The 19,605-nt window shown below is 40.2% G+C and carries 12 protein-coding genes; 1 reads left to right on the forward strand and 11 read right to left on the reverse strand.

Translation table 11 applies throughout. The features are described 5' to 3' along the window. Positions 1–30: 30 nt before the first annotated feature. The 8 genes from BLS20_RS09940 to BLS20_RS09975 all read right to left on the reverse strand — a co-directional run bounded on the left by BLS20_RS09940 (position 31) and on the right by BLS20_RS09975 (position 8,515). Positions 31–1,077, reverse strand: coding sequence for an ABC transporter substrate-binding protein (locus tag BLS20_RS09940; protein WP_090174218.1), 1,047 nt, complete (start codon positions 1,075–1,077; stop codon positions 31–33). A 145-nt stretch (positions 1,078–1,222) separates the two neighbouring features. Next, on the reverse strand, positions 1,223–2,077 hold the full coding sequence (gene nifH / locus BLS20_RS09945) for a nitrogenase iron protein (RefSeq protein WP_090174219.1): 855 nt from the start codon (positions 2,075–2,077) through the stop codon (positions 1,223–1,225). A gap of 20 nt (positions 2,078–2,097) precedes the next feature. After that, a complete protein-coding gene (locus BLS20_RS09950; RefSeq protein ID WP_090174220.1) occupies positions 2,098–2,973 on the reverse strand; it encodes a radical SAM protein in 876 nt (291 codons plus the stop codon). Further along, positions 2,974–3,303, reverse strand: coding sequence for a NifB/NifX family molybdenum-iron cluster-binding protein (locus BLS20_RS09955; protein ID WP_090174221.1), 330 nt, complete (start codon positions 3,301–3,303; stop codon positions 2,974–2,976). Positions 3,304–3,328: 25 nt separating this feature from the next. Next, positions 3,329–4,675 carry a nitrogenase component 1 gene (locus BLS20_RS09960; protein WP_090174222.1) on the reverse strand — a complete coding sequence of 449 codons (1,347 nt, stop codon included), beginning with the start codon at positions 4,673–4,675 and terminating at the stop codon, positions 3,329–3,331. A 22-nt stretch (positions 4,676–4,697) separates the two neighbouring features. Further along, positions 4,698–6,179 carry a nitrogenase component 1 gene (locus tag BLS20_RS09965; protein ID WP_090174223.1) on the reverse strand — a complete coding sequence of 494 codons (1,482 nt, stop codon included), beginning with the start codon at positions 6,177–6,179 and terminating at the stop codon, positions 4,698–4,700. Between the two features lie 254 nt (positions 6,180–6,433). Further along, complete coding sequence (gene cysK, locus BLS20_RS09970) at positions 6,434–7,342, reverse strand: cysteine synthase A (RefSeq protein ID WP_090174237.1); 909 nt, start codon at positions 7,340–7,342, stop codon at positions 6,434–6,436. A gap of 18 nt (positions 7,343–7,360) precedes the next feature. Then, the gene (locus BLS20_RS09975) at positions 7,361–8,515 is read right to left on the reverse strand and encodes a trans-sulfuration enzyme family protein (RefSeq protein WP_090174224.1); all 1,155 of its coding nucleotides are present in this window, start codon (positions 8,513–8,515) and stop codon (positions 7,361–7,363) included. Between the two features lie 593 nt (positions 8,516–9,108). Between BLS20_RS09975 and BLS20_RS09980 the strand changes: the two genes are divergently transcribed. Next, on the forward strand, positions 9,109–10,827 hold the full coding sequence (locus BLS20_RS09980; RefSeq protein ID WP_176762366.1) for an EAL domain-containing protein: 1,719 nt from the start codon (positions 9,109–9,111) through the stop codon (positions 10,825–10,827). An 84-nt stretch (positions 10,828–10,911) separates the two neighbouring features. Here BLS20_RS09980 and BLS20_RS09985 read toward each other — a convergent pair whose 3' ends face one another. The 3 genes from BLS20_RS09985 to BLS20_RS10010 all read right to left on the reverse strand — a co-directional run bounded on the left by BLS20_RS09985 (position 10,912) and on the right by BLS20_RS10010 (position 18,737). Further along, complete coding sequence (locus BLS20_RS09985) at positions 10,912–16,188, reverse strand: Ig-like domain-containing protein (protein WP_090174226.1); 5,277 nt, start codon at positions 16,186–16,188, stop codon at positions 10,912–10,914. Positions 16,189–17,590: 1,402 nt separating this feature from the next. After that, positions 17,591–18,151, reverse strand: coding sequence for a DUF4230 domain-containing protein (locus BLS20_RS10005; protein WP_176762367.1), 561 nt, complete (start codon positions 18,149–18,151; stop codon positions 17,591–17,593). Next, positions 18,138–18,737: a DUF4230 domain-containing protein gene (locus BLS20_RS10010; protein ID WP_176762368.1), complete on the reverse strand. Its 600-nt coding sequence runs from the start codon at positions 18,735–18,737 to the stop codon at positions 18,138–18,140. The genes BLS20_RS10005 and BLS20_RS10010 overlap by 14 nt, the downstream gene beginning before the upstream one ends. Between the last annotated feature and the right edge of the window lie 868 nt (positions 18,738–19,605).

The following is a 19,605-nucleotide window of genomic DNA, read 5'->3' on the forward strand; positions in this document are numbered from 1 at the left end:
CATTCCTTTTTAAATCTTTTTCCGGCGGATTTAATAATCCACCTTTGTATAGAGACGATCAATGAGTTCGTCTGCCGGAGTACTAAGATATCCAATGTCATACAATTGTTCTGCAAAAAATTGTACTTGTTCTTTGACATCTCTTTCACCGGACTCAAACTCCTCTAACGTTGGATACTGATAGGATTGAAGTAATTCCACCGCCATATCAATATCATCTATTTCAGAATATCCCCCCTCTGAAATGATTTTCGCACTGCTTTCAGGATCATCATTAATATATTGCGATGCCTTATGAAGCGCCCTTAAAAGAGCTGCTATCTCTTCTGGATTCTCATCTAAGACCTTATTAGAAGCATAGATAAAGCAGCAATATTTGTCTGCAAATATATCATCCGTCCCAATATCCAAAAGTGCCTCTGCCTTTCCTGATGCAATCGCTTTTGCCCCTACCGGATCCCAGATTGCCGCAGCGTCAATTTCTCCACTATACAATGCTTCTAACTGCAAATTACCATCACTATATGGCAGGAACGTTACCTGCGCATCATTACCATTTGCTTTTACTCCATTATTCTCAAGCCAAAGACTTGATACCTGATATGGTGTTCCTCCAATTTCATCTACACCAATCTTCGCACCAATCAAATCTTCTGCCGAATCGATGTCTGAACCTTTCGGTACCAGAATTTTGATACATCCATTGTGAAGTCCGTCCACAACGGTTACATCCACATCCTGTTCAATAGATTGAAAATACATATAATCACCATTTGTGATAGGAATGGTTCCATCGTTTAACCCGATTTTTCTAGTCTCGGCATCTGCAGAAATCAGCTTTACATCCAGTCCTTCTTCTGCGAAATAACCATTTTCATAAGCAATATAAATCGGTGCTCCACAAAGTGCTCCATCTAATGCAGGTATCTGTACTTCACCATATTTATACTCCGTATCTTCAGATGATGCCTCACTGTCACTTGTAGCAGATGTATTGGCCGAACATCCACTCAGCGCTATAATTCCGGTGATTGCCAATGCAATTACCCCTCTTTTTATTCTTATTTTCTTCTTCATATATTCCCTCCATCATATAGGTCAAGACTCGCTCGCGAGTCTTGCGCGCCGGATTCGGGTCTGCTTCAGCAGACAAATTCCTGTCCGAATCCGTGTGCATCCTCGCGGAGCGTTTAACTTAGTCGGAGCTTGTACTCCGACTGAGTTAAATAACATAATTATCCTTCAGTGAATCCATAAGACCATATTCCAACAATATTTCCTCCAATCTCTCCTGCGTCATTGGGGTTGGAATCGTAAACATTTCATTTTGATCAATCGCCGTTGCCAGGTTTCTGTACTCATCCGCCTGTACTGATTTTGGCTCGTATTCGATGACGGTCTTTCGGTTAATTTCTGCCCGTTGTACGACATTATTTCTTGGAACGAAATAGATGAGCTGTGTCCCAAGCTCCTTGGCAAAGGCGGTAAGCAAATCCTTTTCACGGTCTACATTTCTACTGTTGCAAATAATACCACCTAAACGAACCCCACTTTTTTTGGCGTACTTTGCAATTCCTTTTGAAATATTGTTAGCCGCATACAATGCCATCATTTCTCCGGATGCTACTATATAAATTTCCTGTGCTTTTCCTTCTCGCATAGGCATTGCAAATCCGCCACAGACCACATCTCCTAGTACATCATAAAAGACATAATCCAAATCATCTGTATATGCGCCTTGTTGTTCTAACAATCCTATGGAAGTGATAATTCCTCTTCCTGCACATCCTACTCCCGGCTCTGGTCCACCTGATTCTACGCAACGGATTCCCTGAAAACCTTCCTTTAAAATACTAGATAATTCTACTTCATCCCCCTCTTCCCGAATCGTATCAAGCACGGTCTTTTGTGCTAACGTTCCAAGCAAAAGTCTTGTGGAATCTGCTTTTGGATCGCAGCCTACTACCATAACATTTTTTCCTTTTTCAGCTAATCCTGCTGTCAGATTTTGTGTCGTTGTAGACTTACCAATTCCTCCTTTTCCATATATTGCTATCTGTCTGATTTTCCCACTCATTCTTCGTTATCCTCCTACCATTATCCATGTGAAAATGTCTGTTTTACTTTAATTTCCTTAAGATAAATCTGTTTTGAAATATCCTTACCTCCAGGCACTCCGACTGCATCGGCTCTGCACCTTTGACAATGCCGAAATACCTTGATATATTTTTCAGCCTCCCTTCTCGCTTCATATAATTCTTCACATCCCGGCTCTGTACACCAATCCAGATGATGCTGTGGTATTAGCGGAATGATATTATAGATTGATGCACCATGCTGTGAAACGGTCTTGGCAATCGTCTCTATATGATCTTTATTAATTTGGGGAATAAGCACTGTATTTACCTTCACCGTCACATTAGACTCCGTCACTTTGCGTATTCCTTCTAACTGATTTTCAATCAGAATTTTGGCTGCTTCTTCGCCCTCATAGCGCTTACCATGCCAAATAATATACTCATTAATCCTTGCTTGTATTTTCGGATCAACCGCATTGACGGTAACGGTCAAAGAATCAATTCCAACCTCAATCACACGATCGGCAAGTTCCTTTAACATAAGACCATTCGTGCTCATGCATTTTATCATATCCGGAAACTCTTTTTTGATTAACTCAAATGTATCTAGTGCATACGGTGTTGCGAGCGTATCTCCTGGTCCTGCCACCCCTACAACCTGTATCTGTGGCATGATTTTTACTGCTCTTTTTACGGTTTCGAGCGCCTCTTGTGGAGATATGATTCCGGATGCTACGCCAGGCCTTTCTTCTGTTATGTTATAATCGCGTTTACAAAAATGACATCCGATATTACATCCCGGACTCACCGGAAGATGTATGCGTCCATTGTTGCTTTTTTCTCCAAGAGCAAAGCACGGATGCCTGGATTTTAATTCTTCAAATGATACACTCATCTACGTTACCTCATCTAATATCTCTTGTTCTATAATGACTCTCCCAATCTCTTCAATATCACCTGCTGCTTCAAATATCCGAATTCCTTTTTGTGCTACAAATTGAGCAGCTTCCTTACCGATTTTCGACACAAAAAGGGCTTTACAATCCGACAAAACGTTAAGCATTTCCTCAAAAAGTGATGGATCGTGACAGTTGCACCCCGCCCTCACCATTCTCGTCTCAACCAGCGAAAGTTCCGTACCTATGTCATATATCTCCCAGTATTTTGCATGTCCAAAATGCTCATTTATTACAATTCCATCTGTACTGGCAAATCCCACTCTCATATGTTATGCCTCCGTCTTATTCTTCTTAGTCATATCCATTCAATGCCGTTTGATATATATCTTCAATCAATCGAAGACCACCTGAAAATCCAACATAATTCGTAGTAAGAACCAGTCTTACAGAACTTGGAACCGCTACCGACAAAAATTCATAATTCTTTTCTCTTGCCAGGCCTTTATCCCAGCCGGAGCCCAATATAATTCCACGTCCTTTATGTTCCGTATTTCTAATGATGTCCTGTGCGTATCCGGCATCTTGCTCAAAGTACAAAGGAATCGTCCTTTTTGTACTAGTACTTTTTAAGTCTTCATAAATTGCTTCCCGATATTTTTCAGGCGTATTTTCTATCGCAAATAATTCCTTCGGCACAATTCCCGTCTCATGAAGCAAAAATTTTGCCATTCCGACTACATAGCCGGAATCATGAAGGATATGAGCAAATCCAGGTAATCCATACCGAAACTCCAGCAGGAATGTCGCAAGATTATCGATTTCTTCATAGTATCCATCTCTTTCCCGATCGATAAATTCTTCTGCTGCTTTTACATCAATCCCACTCTTTTTTTCAATTGCATAAGAAAGAACCTGTCTTAAGAACTTCTCTGTCTCGTTTGCTCCAATTGGCACCGAATGAAACCAGGTATAATCCTGTCCATAGCGAACTTTTAGATGATCTACAATTGTTTTGCCATACCATGGAGATACCAGAATATTAAAATTCGCCTTTGGGATTGTCTGCCATTCCTTTACTCCGTCTGAATCCGGTCCAAAAAGCACATTCACTCGTAAGCCAAGTCCCTCTAAGAGTCTTTTATATTCTCTTAAATTTCCCTTCCAAAACGGATCTTGATACGGAATACTGGCAAATAAATTAACCAGTTTCTTATCACTACGAGCCGGATTGTCTTCTTCATATACTGATACATATTGATCGATAATCGCATTTACGACATGTGAATGCGATACATAATTGTTGCACTTAAATCCCGGTGTATCGAGTGCCACAATCGGCTTTTTGCTTTCCTGAAATTCCTGTACAACACCTTCTATATCATCTCCTACAATTCCCCCCGTACACCCGGTCATTACTACCTGCAAATCGGTGTCCAGTACTTTATAAGAATTCTCAATAATTTTTCGAAGTTTTTCCTCTCCTCCAAATACCACATCCTTCTCTGAAAAATTAGTACATGGTGAAGTATCTCCTCCGGCATATCCTCTACTTCTTTCAAAAAATCCCTGTACCATATCTCCACATCCCGGGCCTGAATGCAAAATCGGCATTGCTCTTTTTATCGCGACCACACTCTGTAATGCACCTATTGCACAAGAAAAACGTGGTTGCTCTATTATGCCATTATTATTAGCCATTTTTTTGCTCCTTTCATCTGTCCTACTTTTCAAAGAAATAATCCGGTCTTTGCATCAACCACCATTTCGTATATGGATTAATGGCATGTTTTTGCAGATTTCTTACAAATTCATCATTTTCAATCGTATCTAAGATACGCTCTCCATAATCTATGATGCCTTCATATCCCATACTCAAGTGTTCATCCCCTACCAACAGACTCGGTATTCCATACTTTGCCCCCCAAAGGGTCATTCCTCCATGTCTTGCAAGAAGTACATCCGGTCTTAGTTTTCCAAGTGAATTCGCCAGCTCATATTCTTGTTTTGAGCAGACTCTATAATTGGATATATCTCCATAATCTTCTACGGCTTTCTTAAGCTGATCATCCTCTTGTCTACCCGAATCATAGATTGCATCATGATGGAAAATAGATGCCCCGACTGCATTCACTCCAAGTTCCCCTAATACCGCAAGAAGTGCCTGTCCATGCGCTGCTCCTCCTGTAACATAAGCCGTCTTGCCTTTTAATTTTTCTCTAAGGGCTTCAATTTTAGGTAGATACTTTTCTTTCTTTTGTGCAATAATCTCTTCTGCTACATCTTCTTTGTGAAGTATCTTGCCTAACGCTCTAAACCAGCGATCTGTCTGCGCGATTCCATATGGCGGCGCCGTCTCAATCTCCGGCACTCCAAATTCTTTTTCGAGTACTGCTGCTAAATAACTGCCTAGCGTCGAACATGCCTGCACCGTTGCCGCAGCCTCTCCGGATTTTCTTAGTGTATTTACCGTTGCGTACGGCGTGATATAATTTGGCTTACATCCAAATGGAGCAAACCAGTCTGAAAATCGATCGCTTCCCCAAAAGTTAATGACATTAATCACATCATTTCGTCTCTTAGCCGGCTTATCAATCAATTTTCTGGCTATCCCGTGATATGCCGCATCAAATCCGGTTGTCCATACCCTTGAACGAAATCCTTCGCAAACAATCGGAACAATTGGAATCCCCAGCTCATCTTCTGCCTCATCACAGGTACTTTCGATATCATCTCCGATAATTGCAGCCGCACAGGTTGATAGCACAAAGATTACAGAAGCATGGGTTCTTTTATATACATCCCGAATGGTATTCGCCAGTTTTTGAACCCCTCCATAAACGGTATCCTTTTCCTGAAGATTGGTTGAGAACACCTTTCTTTGCGTTGGATGGGCAACGCCTCTCAAATCCGCATTTACACTATATGTAAAATTATATTCATGAAAGCAGGTAGAACATCCAATCGGACCATGTTCTATCACCGCTGCGTCCTGAATCAAAACGGTCATACATGCAGCCTTCTCAATTGAACATCCGGCGCATTGTTGAAAGGAGCGTTTTATATCTTTTAAGCCTCCGCTGTGCGATTGTTCTACCAGATCTTTCGCCTTACCATCATATCCTGTTATAGAATTGGTTCTTACTTCTCGGATCTCTACAGCCGGTAGCGATAGATTAATCGTTGATTTTTTTTCTATACTCATACATATCTCCTTTATCCTTTCACCATAACAACGTTTCTATATCATTTTTATTTTTCTCTATTCAAGACTCGCTCGCGAGTCTTGCGCGCCGGATTCGGGTCTGCTTCAGCAGACAAATTCCTGTCCGAATCCGTGTGCATCCTCGCGGAGCGTTTAACTCAGTCGGAGCTTGTACTCCGACTGAGTTCAAAACTAGTTGCCATGATAGCATTGTTTCTTATTCTTGAATAATTCTTAACTTTTATAATGCGCAATCAATTTTTTGTATCATACAAGCCCTTACTAAGATATCTATCTCCTCTGTCCGGTAATACTACCACGATATTGCCTTTTTCTATCTTATCTGCCAATTTTTGTGCGGCAGCAAGTGCAGCGCCCGATGAAGTTCCAGCCAATATACCTTCTTTTTTGGCTAACATACGTGCTGCCTCAAAAGCCTCATCATCCGTAATTTTTATCACACGGTCCACCAGTTTTATATCCATAGTGTCTGCAATAAAGTCATTTCCGATTCCTTCAATATCGTAATCACCGTGTTCACCACCACCTATAACTGAGCCATATGGATCCGCCAATACGCCCTCAATATTCGGATTTTTTTCTTTTAGATATCTCATAATCCCGGAAAAAGACCCTCCACTTCCGGCTCCTGCAACCAGATAATCAATCTTTCCCTCCATCTGCTCATAAATCTCCGGACCTGTGGTTTCATAATGCGCCAACGGATTAGCCGGATTATGAAACTGCCGCATCGACACTGCGCCTGGAATCTGTTCCATAATTTCTTGTGCTCTTTTTTCTGCCCCAAGCATCCCCTCATCTCTTGGCGTATGCACAATCTGTGCCCCTAATGCCTGCATCACCTTTTGCTTTTCTATGGAGAATTTTTCCGGCACCGTGAAGATCACCCGATATCCTTTATTCAGCGCAGCAAGTGCAATCCCAATTCCCGTATTTCCTGCTGTAGCCTCCACAATCGTACCGCCCTTTTTTAGAATTCCCCGCTCTTGTGCATCTTTTACCATATAAGCTCCAACACGATCTTTTAAACTTCCTGCCGGATTCATCAGCTCCAATTTTGCAAACACTTTCGTTTCTTCTTTCATCCCCAAATGATTTAGCCTCAGCATGGGAGTATGTCCTATCAGTTCCTGAACACTCATATGAACATCCACTATTTGTCACCCCCTTTTGGCAATTTTTATTGCTTGTTCTAAATCGTCTATCAAATCATCCACATCTTCTATACCGACAGATAATCGGATTAACTCATCTACAATTCCCACTTCTTTTCGAATATCCGCCGGAATTGCAGCATGCGTCATGCTGGCCGGATGGCATACCAAAGACTCTACTCCTCCAAGACTTTCCGCAAGCGTAACTAGTTTCAAATTCTCTAGAAAAATCTGATAGTCATATTGTTCATCAAGCACAAAGGAAATCATGGCTCCCGGACCATCTGCCTGCTTTTTTTGAATTGCATACCCTTTATCTTGTTCAATCCCCGGATAATATACCTTCGTAGCATATCCGGATTCTCCCAACCATTTTGCAATGATTCGCGCATTATGCTGATGCTTTTCCATGCGTACACCAAGTGTTTTAATGCCTCTGATAATCAAGAAACTATCCCACGGTGCAAGCACTCCACCAATGGAATTTTGCAGATAATATAAGCGCTCTGCCAGCTTCTCATCATTTACCGCAACCAGTCCTGCGACTGTATCAGAGTGGCCACCTAAATATTTCGTTCCACTGTGCACAACAATATCCGCCCCCAAGGTAAGCGGTCTTTGCAAATATGGTGTCAGAAATGTATTATCTACAATCAGTAGCACTCCTTTCTTATGTGCCACCTTAGCAATCGCCTCAATATCCGTTACTGTTAAAAGTGGATTGGCAGGACTTTCTATGTAAATTGCCTTAACATCATCATCTATCGCTGCTTCTACTTCTTCTACATTCGAAGAATCTACAATCTCATAGGTAATGCCAAAATTCTTAAATACGCTATCAAGAATCCGAAATGTTCCACCATAAATATTATCTGAGACAATCAATTTATCTTTTGACTGAAACAAGGAAAGCACGGTATTAATCGCTGCCAGCCCCGAAGCAAATGCCAATCCATACTTTCCCCTCTCAAGCTGTGCGATTAATTGTTCAAGTGCATCTCTTGTTGGATTTCCCGTCCTTGAATACTCCCATCCTCTCGTTCTACCCAACCCATCCTGTCGATAAGTAGAAGTCTGATATACCGGTATATTCACTGCGCCTGTCGTAGAATCTCCATCCACGCCTCCATGTATTAGTTGCGAATCAATTTTTAAACTCATATTTTTCACCTTTCTTATTTTTCATTTCTTGCTTCGTGATATTGGATGCGGAACTTGCATCCCTTTTTTTGATATCTTTCCGATACAAATCTCTGCATATCAAAAGTGAATCCTTTTCTCCCAGTCGAAAATCATAATGAATTCTGACATAAAAAAAAGAAGCATTCTAACATGCTTCCGGAATCGTTACATATAGCTTCATTTGCCATCATAACATCAGGTCTTATCCATGCCCAAACAGCCTCGTCTTCGCGCATAGCTAAAACCGTCTTCCCGGAACTCATCCATCAGACAGCAGCTACACATACATTTGCTAGTTGGGTTTATTCTTAAAAAATTCATCCTGTTGTTGCTCCTTTCTTTTGTCGGTCTTTTATTTCCTACCAACTTTGTAGGTTTATATTAGCATATCGGTTTTCCTTTGAATATTCGATTGAATCTATTACCCGCAATCAAATTACCTTATCACCCCCCCAAAGCGGAGCACGACCCATTTGCCCCTCTTCTATGAATCACATCATTGTAAATAGATACAACAAATAGTACAATTATACTATGCCACTATGAAATGTAACTTGTATTGGAGGCAGCCTATGATATCAAAAAATGAAAGAATCTTTTATGAGAACCTACAACTTCCACTTGTTTTATTTGACCAATCAAAGGGTAAGCTTCATGCCGAATTGATATCCGATGGCTTATGTAATGTCGGAACCAAAGACAGAGAGACATTTTTAAATCAGTTAAATCATGATTTGTATCACCAGGTTCATCCGGCTGATAAGCTCTGGCTAAAGCATGATATCGCAAACTTCCTTTCCAAAATGAATGACTTAGATGTTGTATATCGCAATAAAATCCATAACGGCGAAGGCTATCGAATGGTTCATTTGATTGGAAAATGGCAGCCTATGAATGATGGTTCTGAAATGGTCTGCTTTACTTACTATGACATGATGGATCCGGCAGGAAAGCTTGGCAAACTCTTTTCCAATACCGTTGACGAAGAGGATAATGCCTTATTTCGCGACACTTTAACGGGCCTACACAATGTTATGTACTTTCGTCAATTCGCAGATGAACGACTACAGCTTCTTCTTTCCTGTGAAAAACAGCCTGTTCTTATCTATATCAATATCAATTCTTTACATGATTATAATTCCCAATATGGATATTCTAGGGGAGATGATTTATTGCGTCTTTATGCATCCTTAATCAAAGAATACTTTCCGGATGCGATGATTGCACGAGCTGTAGATGATCAATTTGTTCTCATTGATGAATTTTCAACCAAAACTCTCATTCTAGATAACATCAAAACCATAAATCACCATGTACAAAAGACGGCATATGGAAAACCACTTGGAATCCGTGTCGGCATTTGCATAGTCCGTCCGAATATGACGGCTGCAAAAGCTGTTGATTATGCCCGAATCGCTCTTAAGAATATTGGCGATGATTTAAGCACGATTTGTAATTTTTACTCTCAAAAGCAAGATGAACAATATAAAAAAAGACGCTATATTCTTGAACATTTTAATGAAGCAATGGAACAGGATTGGATCCAACCTTTTTATCATGGTATCGTAAGAACTACGACTCACAAATTTGCAATTTTTGAATCATTGGCAAGATGGATTGATCCGGTATATGGAACCATTTCACCGGCCGAATTTATCCCGATTTTATCTCATTTTCATCTGCTTCATGAATTGGACTTTTATATGGTAGAACATATCTGCCGTGACTTACACTTGGCTCATCAGGCAAGATTTCCACTTTCTCAAATCAGCATTAATTTTTCTGCACAAGATTTCGATCATGCAGATGTTGTTTATGAATTGAATACGATTCTTCAACGATACAATATTCCCAAAGACTTCATTATCGTGGAGATTACAGAGCAGGATATTGCCCGGGCAACAGACCATTTTCATATGCAGCTTGAAATGCTTCGGGAAGAAGGCTATGAGCTTTGGTTAGATGATTTTGGAAGTGACTACTCTTCCTTAAGCGTGTTTAGTCAATTTACCTTTGACCGGATTAAATTTGATATGAAACTAATCCACAATCTTGATGAACATAATCAAGCCAATCGCAGAATCCTTCGCCTCATTGTAAACTTATGCAAAGAGCTTGGTATTCATACACTTGCAGAAGGTGTTGAAACACAAGAGCAGCTGCAATTTTTACAGGATATAGATTGCGAGCTGGTGCAAGGCTACCTGTTTCATAAACCCTGTGACATTACTACTCTTTTAAATGATTATCATAACTGCACAGATGCCTATTTCGAATCTAATAAAAAATGAAAAGAATTAAGTTCACCTAAATTTTTGTCAAAAAATAGCGCCGGCTGCTTGCCGGCGCTATTACTATTGCGTATGCAATCTTATTTACTTTACAGTTACTTTGAGTTTCTTAGCATATCCATTTCTAGCATATACATAAATGCTACATGATCCTTTTGCTTTTGCTGTAATCTTACCCTTTGCAGATACTGTTGCAACTGACTTATTGGTAGAAGCATATCTAAACTGTTTTGCATGTGCGTCTGATAATTGCTTCTTCGTCTTATCTACAAGAACTGTCTTTGCCTTAATTGTAGCACTCTTACCAACTTTCAATTGATAGCTGGTCTTATTGACCTTAATCTCCTTCACGTTGGTATAAGTGGTATTCTTCTTACCTACAATATGTGCCATAATAGTCTTGCCAAGAATCACCTTCTTACCATTCACTTTCTGGAATGCAACTACATAAATCTTGTAATTCTTCTTAAGATTCAATTTCTTTCCATTCAGCTTTTTGATCTTTGTTGCCTGAGACTTCTTAGCAACCGTCTTGGTAAGTCCTTTAAAGTTGGTTCCGCAATATGCTGCATAGACATCATAACCATCTGCATTACTTACTTTACCCCATTTCACATTAATGACTGAGCCACTTTGTGAAACCTTTAATCCGGAGTTCAGTGCGAATTCATTTTCTGTCTGATTTTCTGTAGAAATGGTTGGCGTTGTCTCGCTAGTGTCTGTAGATTCTTGTGTTGTCTCAACCTTCGTAATTGTGATATCGCCTACTACTTTGTCTGCGTGAATCGTAATTTCTCCGGTTTCTTTATTGTAGGTGTAATCTTGATCGCTTAATGTCGTATTGCCTACTTTTACTTTCACTTTATCAGGTAAAGAATAGCCCTCATCTGCTTCGATTGTTGCTACATATTCCTGACCATGATTCACAATTTCATTTCCGGCAATTGTAATGTTGTTTTCATCCAATGTAACATTATACTGTTTGATTGTTCCATTTACCGTAATGGTGATATCATTAGTTACCTGTGCTCCATCGATTACAACTTCTCCGGTTTCTTTGTCATAAGTATAATCTTCAGCTGCTAATACATTTTCGCCTACCTTCACTTCAATCGTCTCCGGTAAGAGATAACCATCTGCTGCTTCAAGTGTTGCAGTGTAGTCCTGTCCATGAGTTGCTTCATCGCTTCCTGTAATTGTTACATTTTCTGCATCAAAGGTTACATCATACACATTAATGTCCGCTGCTGCTGTAATTGTGATATTACCGGTTACCTTATTTGCCAGAATCTCAACTTCTCCGGTTTCTTTGTTATAGGTATAATCTTCAGCTGCTAATACACTTTCGCCTACCTTCACTTCAATCGTCTCCGGTAAAGAATAACCATCTGCTGCTTCGAGTGTTGCGGTATAGGCCTGTCCATGAGTTGCCTCATCGCTTCCTGTAATTGTTACATTTTCTGCATCTAATGTGACATTATATGTTTTAAGTGTTGCGGTTGCGGTAATTGTAACATCATCCGTAATCTCAGCACCATTTATCACGATTTCGCCTGTAGATGCGTTATAGGTATACTCATCTGCAGCTGTCAGGGTATCATTTCCAACCTTTACTGTGATACTATCTGTCAGGCGATAACCATCCTGTGCGGTTAGCGTTGCTGTATAATCTGTATTAAATGTTGCGGTTGCTGCACCATCACTGGTTACATGTGTGCCATTAAATGTGACATCAAATGAAGCTGCATTCTGTTCCGCTGTAACGGTAAGCATCTTGGATTTATCTGTTAATGTGTCACTCCAAATGCTAAGCTTTCCTGTGTTAGGATTATAACTGTATTCGTCCGCCAATGCAGATAATAATACACCGTCATAATATACTTTCAACTGCTCTTGTGTTGGTAAATTATAGTTTTCGTCTGCTACCACATACAGATAAGTTGTTGTATCTTCCTGGTACACATGTGCTAATGTTGTCTTATCCGTTTTCGTAAGCACACTGTGATCCATTGCATCAATGATATTGCTGTCATCACCGCTTGCGATGATATTCAGGTTATCTGTTACCGCATCTGCATTTACTACCAATGCTCCGGTTGTTGCATTGTAAGTATAATCTTCATTAGCTACAAGTAATTGATCTCCTGCAAATACTTCGATTGCTGTCGGCAAACGGTAATAATCGCCTGCCAGTGCAAATGTTCCGGTATACTCGGTCTGCTGTTTCACTGTTGCTTCACCATCAAATGTCAATCCTGTCAGCTGTGTGGTAACACTAAGATCTGGTATTGCCTGTGCATTTACTACGATATCAGCTGAAATTGCTTCTGCTTCAATCGTAATTTCTCCGGTCTGTGGATCATAGCTATAATCCGTGCCTAATACCAGAGTATCCTCACCACGAGTAAGTGTAATGCTTTCCGGTAAATAATAACCGCTTGGTGCAACCAAAGTTTCTGTATATACAGTAGAATACTTCACATCCTGTGGTTCTGTTACCTGTACATTATTTCTTTCTACAGTAAGATGACTTACATTATTTGTTACTGTGTAATATGTTGTATCTGCAATCGCTCTTACTACGATATTTCCCCATACATGGTTCTTCTTAATCGTAAGTGTTGTTCCGTCAAAGGTATAATCATCCGGTGAAACCAGTGTTTCATGTCCGGCACAATCAGATTTTACAATAATTTCCTTCACATAATAGTGATGAGCCGGTGTAATCTGTGCCGTATAATCATGATCAAAATCTGCAATTGCTTCGCCACTATATTCAATATTAAGTGCTTCCTTAAATGTTACGCTCAGGTTAACCGGTGTTGGCTCGCCTCTAAATGTCAAGGAACTTCCGATTACATCTCCAAATATCTTAACCTTGCCGGTTGTTTCATTATAAGAGTAATCTGTCTGATACTCTAACAATGTATCATCGGAATAAACTTCGAGCTGATCTGCTGTTAAGTTCTTATAATAATTCGTATTTACATTAACATAACCAACAAAATCTTCGCCTGATGAGCAGGTTGTAATTACATTTCCATTTCCTAAGCCAGACGCATCTTCAATTTCCGCATTGTCCATCTCATCAAATACGTTGCTGCATACTGCATTTATATTGATGTTATCTTGAATACTTGCCAATGCTCCTGCATCAATGGTAAATGTGTATTTATTTCCAATCTTTGTTACGTTATAATCGCTTCCTTCGGTCAGTGTATTTTCTGTTCCATTTGGTCCCCAAGTAACAGAATACATTGACAATGCTGTCTGGTCACCATCCAGATTTACAACAAATGTGTAATCTCCTAATGAAGTATCTAAGATTCCTGCGCCTAATGAATTTGTTGTGGAACAACCATCCATCGCAAGACCGCTCTGACTTGTTACTCCATTAAATGTTACACCAATATTCTTTGTTACACTAAAGGATGTTGCGGATGCAACTGTCTGTGTTACCGTATCTGTCAAAGTGTCTTTAACCGAGATATTATAGGTTCCCGGCAGCGCTGTTACCGGCACACGAATCGTCTTGGTATCCGGATCATAAGTTGCCTTATTGGTATTATTCTCATCCGGTGCTTCTAGTGCATTTCCTTCCGGATCTAATACTGTAACTACGATACCTTCTGCGTTATCGGTTGACAAATCTGTATTTACTTCCAGATATGCTTCTGTAAATGTAGAATTTCCCGTGCTAATCGTATCTACCTGTACACCGGTATTTTTCTCTACTACATATACATTGGTTCCTGTAGGTGTTGCTTGATTATCTAATGCATTTGTAGCTGCTTGTGAAGATGTTGTATTATAATGTGCATTATTGATTGCATTATATATAATTTCGGCTATTTCTTCATCTGTTGTTGCAGTACTAAGATCTACCTGTACGACATTATCTTCACCTAAATAATCTGCCAGATTACATCTTGTACCATTCTTTCCTTCTTCCACATTAACCGGTGCTGTCTCTAGATTAGTAACTAATACAACATTTTCCTTCTTCAGTAATTCTAAGAATGCTCTATCGCCGGTGAGATCGAAGAAATCTACATAACCGGACTCTGCGGTATTGGTATTATTTCCTAAAAGTACATAATATTTCTTTGATAAATCACCGTTATCATCAAACTGTGTATAATCTGCATTGGCATATCCGTTTAATGTTGAATCTGACTCTGATAGTTTCATCTTAAGGTCTGTAAAATCAACTGCGGAAGTTGTTCCACATGCATGTGAGCTGTATGATACAATCGGTCCAAATCCACCTGCTGATAAATCGTTAAGATCCTCATCAAAAGCTACTACCGGTGTTGCATTTTGAGCTGCACTAGTGCCAATCGGTGTTATGGTCATATAAAGATGCGTATCTGTAATTTCCATATGCATCTGAATTTGATCATATCCATTTGCCGTTGTACAAGCTGAAAAATTTGCCGAACTTTGTATAATACTTGTCGCCTTGGAAGTAAGCGATGAATTATGTGCTTGTGTAAGGTCTACACCTTCATATTTGTAAATCGTAAATCCTGAAATACCTGACGGATAGCTACCTGAAGATGTATAGTTTGTCATAACTGCATATCCGTAAAGTTTTCCATCTACAATCTTTGTATTAATCAAAAATCCGGTTCCTGCTGACTGCGGTACGGTATGGAAATAAATCTTGCTGGCATCTACTTTATAATCAACTGTCTTTTTTCCACCAGCTGCTGCCGGATAAAACGCCCAGTCAGTTCCTTGTGTCTGCGAATAACCATACCAATAGATATTAGCAGCGCCGGTGCTATCTACACCTGCTGAAATATGCTCTTTCAGATGTCTGGCTGCCACGCCATAAGTTGATTGTACTTCATTCGCTCTTTTTGCATTTACAATCGTCCAATTATTCTTATCCGTAAGATCTACATAATCAGCCTCGCCTTGTGTTCCTAAGCTGCTTGGCCAAGCTGTTTCCACCGAACTATCGGAATCACCAAAATATGGTCTTAATGCTTCATTATAGCCGGTTCCTGCCAGATAAGCTGCCTGGTCCGCATATACAGATGTATCATATCTGTCATATACATACCAGTTACTTAAATCTGTAACATTAATGTTCGTTGTCTTAATTGACGTATTCGAACCACTTGTATCTGCTTGTGCTCCAAGTGCTGATGCAATGCCTGATATAGAATATGTTGCATTGTCTGTTACTGACAATATAATATCCTCATCGCTTTGTCTTGCTGTAAGCCAACTAGGAATCGTTGTTTCACTTGCATTTGCAACCTGCATATTGATACAACATAGCGTAAAAGCCATTGTTATCGATAACATGCCGGCTAACATTTTCTTAAATCTTCCTTCTTTTGTCTTCATGTCCTTATCCTCACTTTCTCCTAAATTCACACTATTACATCTATCCGAAAGACGTTTCTAAATTTCGCCCACATTCTTGGTACTTTATTACCAACGAGTTAACCATATGGTACCATCTTACCATTCGTGTGTCAATAGTACTATTTTTTATTTTTAACCTATCTACCAGAGGAAACGCCGAACTGGTAGTGTTTCTAGGTAGTATTAGTAAATTATTTTTTTTTTTAATACAAAAAATGTCATTGGGGCGATTCTTGGGAGCGCGTCCCTGGTTTCTGGGCTGGTGCCCCCAAGCTCCGGCAATTCTTGGGGGCGACGCTGCGCTTTTCTTGCCCGGCTCCCCAAACTCCGACAATTCCTGGGGGCTGCGCCACGTTTTTCTTGCCTGGCTCCCCAAGCTCTGACAATTCTTGGGGGTGACGCTTCGCTTTTCTTACCTGGCTCCCCAAGCTCCGGCAATTCCTGGGGGCTGCGCTACGTTTTTCTTACCCGGCTCCCCAAGCCATAACAATTCTTGGGGATGACGCTTCGCTTTTCTTACCTGGCTCCCCAAGCTCCGGCAATTCCTGGGGGCTGCGCTACGTTTTTCTTGCCTGGCTCCCCAAGCTCTGTCATTTCTTGGGGGTGACGCTTCGCTTTTCTTGCCTGGCTCCCCAAGCTCTGTCATTTCTTGGGGGTGACGCTTCGCTTTTCTTGCCCAGCTCCCCAAGCTCCGGCAATTCTTGGGGTCGACGCTGCACTTTTCTTACCTGGCTCCCCAACCTCAAACAATTCTTGGGGGTGACGCTTCGCTTTTCTTACCCGGCTCCCCAAGCTCTGACAATTCTTGGGGGTGATGCTACGTTTTTCTTGCCCGGCTCCCCAACCTCTGACAATTCTTGGAGGTGACGCTGCACTTTTCTTGCCTGGCTCCCCAACCTCCGGCAATTCCTGGGGCTGACGCTTCGCTTTTCTTGCCTAGCCCCCCAACCTCCGGCAATTCTTGGGGCTGACGCTTCGTTTTTCTTACCTGGCTCCCCAAGCTCTGACAATTCCTGGGGGCTGCGCTACGTTTTTCTTGCCTGGCTCCCCAACCTCTGGCATTTCTTGGGGGTGACGCTTCGCTTTTCTTGCCCGGCTCCCCAACCTCTGACAATTCCTGGGGGCTGCGCTGCACTTTTCTTACCTGGCTCTCCAAACTCAAACAATTCTTTTATCCTTACAAGTAAATTATGTAAAAAAAAAAAAAGAATGTCGTTGCGACATTCTTTTAAAACTTTAATCCATCAGCTATCTTGATATTCTTCTTACTCTTTATTCGTTGTTTTTTTCCCCTTCCATAATTTTGGACATAATCGTTTTCATTTGCTACCAATCAACAAAAATATTCAAGTCCCCCTTGCGGGACTTGAATATTTTTGTTTTAATCTTCATCCTTAAATTCAACCTTATAATTTTTGTTGATTGTTGATCCCAAAGACTCAATATATGATGTTATTATAGCCTTTGTACGCTCTTCAGCCATTTCACAAATCGTTTCATTTTCCAAAATTTCTTTCTCGGCTTTTTCCACAGCATCCGCTTTTGCCGCGTCTCGATCTGACATCGTTATATTATTTTTTATAATCGAATTCTTCGAATAATAACTCTTGCTTCCAGTATCCGCCTGAGAGAATTTCAAAGTCGGTTGTGATGGAAATATTACCGTCACCGTATTTCCTTTAACCGTTATGTCTTCTGGTTCTATTTCATACGCCAAATCCACATTCATTTCAAACTCTTCCCAATAAGTTCGATTTGCTTGCAGAATATTGGACTTTCCTTTTTCCGTAACTGCAACTGCGGTTACCTCCGTTTGGATAGTTGCCAGTTCACAAACTTTTTGTAACTGTACTGTACTTACACTATTATCCGAAGAGCAACTGCTCAAAGAAAACATAGACAGTACAATTGCTGCCATAATCATACATCTATTTTTCATCATCTTCAGCCTCCCCATCAACCGAAACTTTAATTGTATACTGCGTTTCCTCATCATTTACCAAGGTATCAATCAATTCATATATCGTATCTTGCGCAGTATCTTCTACTGTATCCCTGAACTTAGAAGCCTTTTCCTTCGCATCTTCTACTATAAGATGATCAATATCCACATCTTCATCATTGAATGTTCTGATTCTCTTTAATATTTCTTTACTCTCATACTCAATACTCGCATTAGTAAATTCCGCCTTTGGCATTGTTACATCTATCTCTTGATTTTCCTTATCTACCTTTACTTCAATGTCTTCTACATCAATATAAGCCGATACAACTGCATTCTGATAATGGATATATTCCGCATCCTCTTTCTTGCCATCTTTCTTCTCCTTTGTAACAGTTACAACACCGGAAATCGGAATATCCATCATGTAAAGTCTCTCTATCTTTATGAGATCAGAAATATACACTTCTGAAACAGTTTTGTTATGTGAATTAGAATATATTTTAAACGCAACTATTCCGACAACGATTACTATAATGATTACAACTACACACCAAAAATATCTGGCGACTTTACTACTTTTCATTAAAAATGCTCCCTCCTTTAGAACTAATAGTGCCTTTTTATTGTAGCATAAATCATGCATTACACATTTCATCCAATGTAATCCATTTGCTTTTGTTTTCTTTCTTCATCTAATATCATATCCTGATAATCCATGAAATCTATAAACTTTTAAAAAGTATCTATACCTACATGAGATAAAAGAAATCCCACCACAACGACCTACCTGATACTTATTAAGATTAATCCGCCTTGGAACTTATTTTTCGTAAATCATCCAATCTTGCCCCTTTCTATTCACCTCCGAGAATCAGTATATCCTCAATGGATTGATTTATGGAAAATAAAATGCCGAAACTATGGAACATCATATACCATTTCCAGCTGCACAGTGTGTGCATTTAAGATCTCATCCTAGAGATCTTTTTTTATTTTCTAAATCTCTTATAAACAAAAAAGCAAAGAATACCAATTCTTGGCATCTTTGTGCTTTGTTTAATCATCAATATAGCCCCGATTTTTTAAGCAGTGTTCAACCTATTTATCCCTGTTATGAAGTGACCTTTGTCAAGCAGGAAAGCCTCAACAAACTTTCCACCTGATAATTGTCACATTTGTTATTGTCTGACAGCATCTGGAAAGAGCCAGTTTAACAGTCTCCGGCATGTAGCCACTCTGTTATTCGTGGATTGGTTACCAACAGGCTAATGGTCCGCCGAGAGCCCTGCTATCTATTATCGTGGATCACGGTTTCCCGTGCGCACATAGGGAGAACGCAGTTGGCTCGAACCGTCTTGTCATATTGGCTCCTCCCAGATACCGTCAGCACTATTTACTTGTTATATTGGGCAGAAATCTGCACTTTGTTGCTGATTTCTGCTTGATTATCA

It is taken from the genome of Eubacterium oxidoreducens, from assembly GCF_900104415.1.
GTDB lineage: Bacteria > Bacillota > Clostridia > Lachnospirales > Lachnospiraceae > Eubacterium_C > Eubacterium_C oxidoreducens.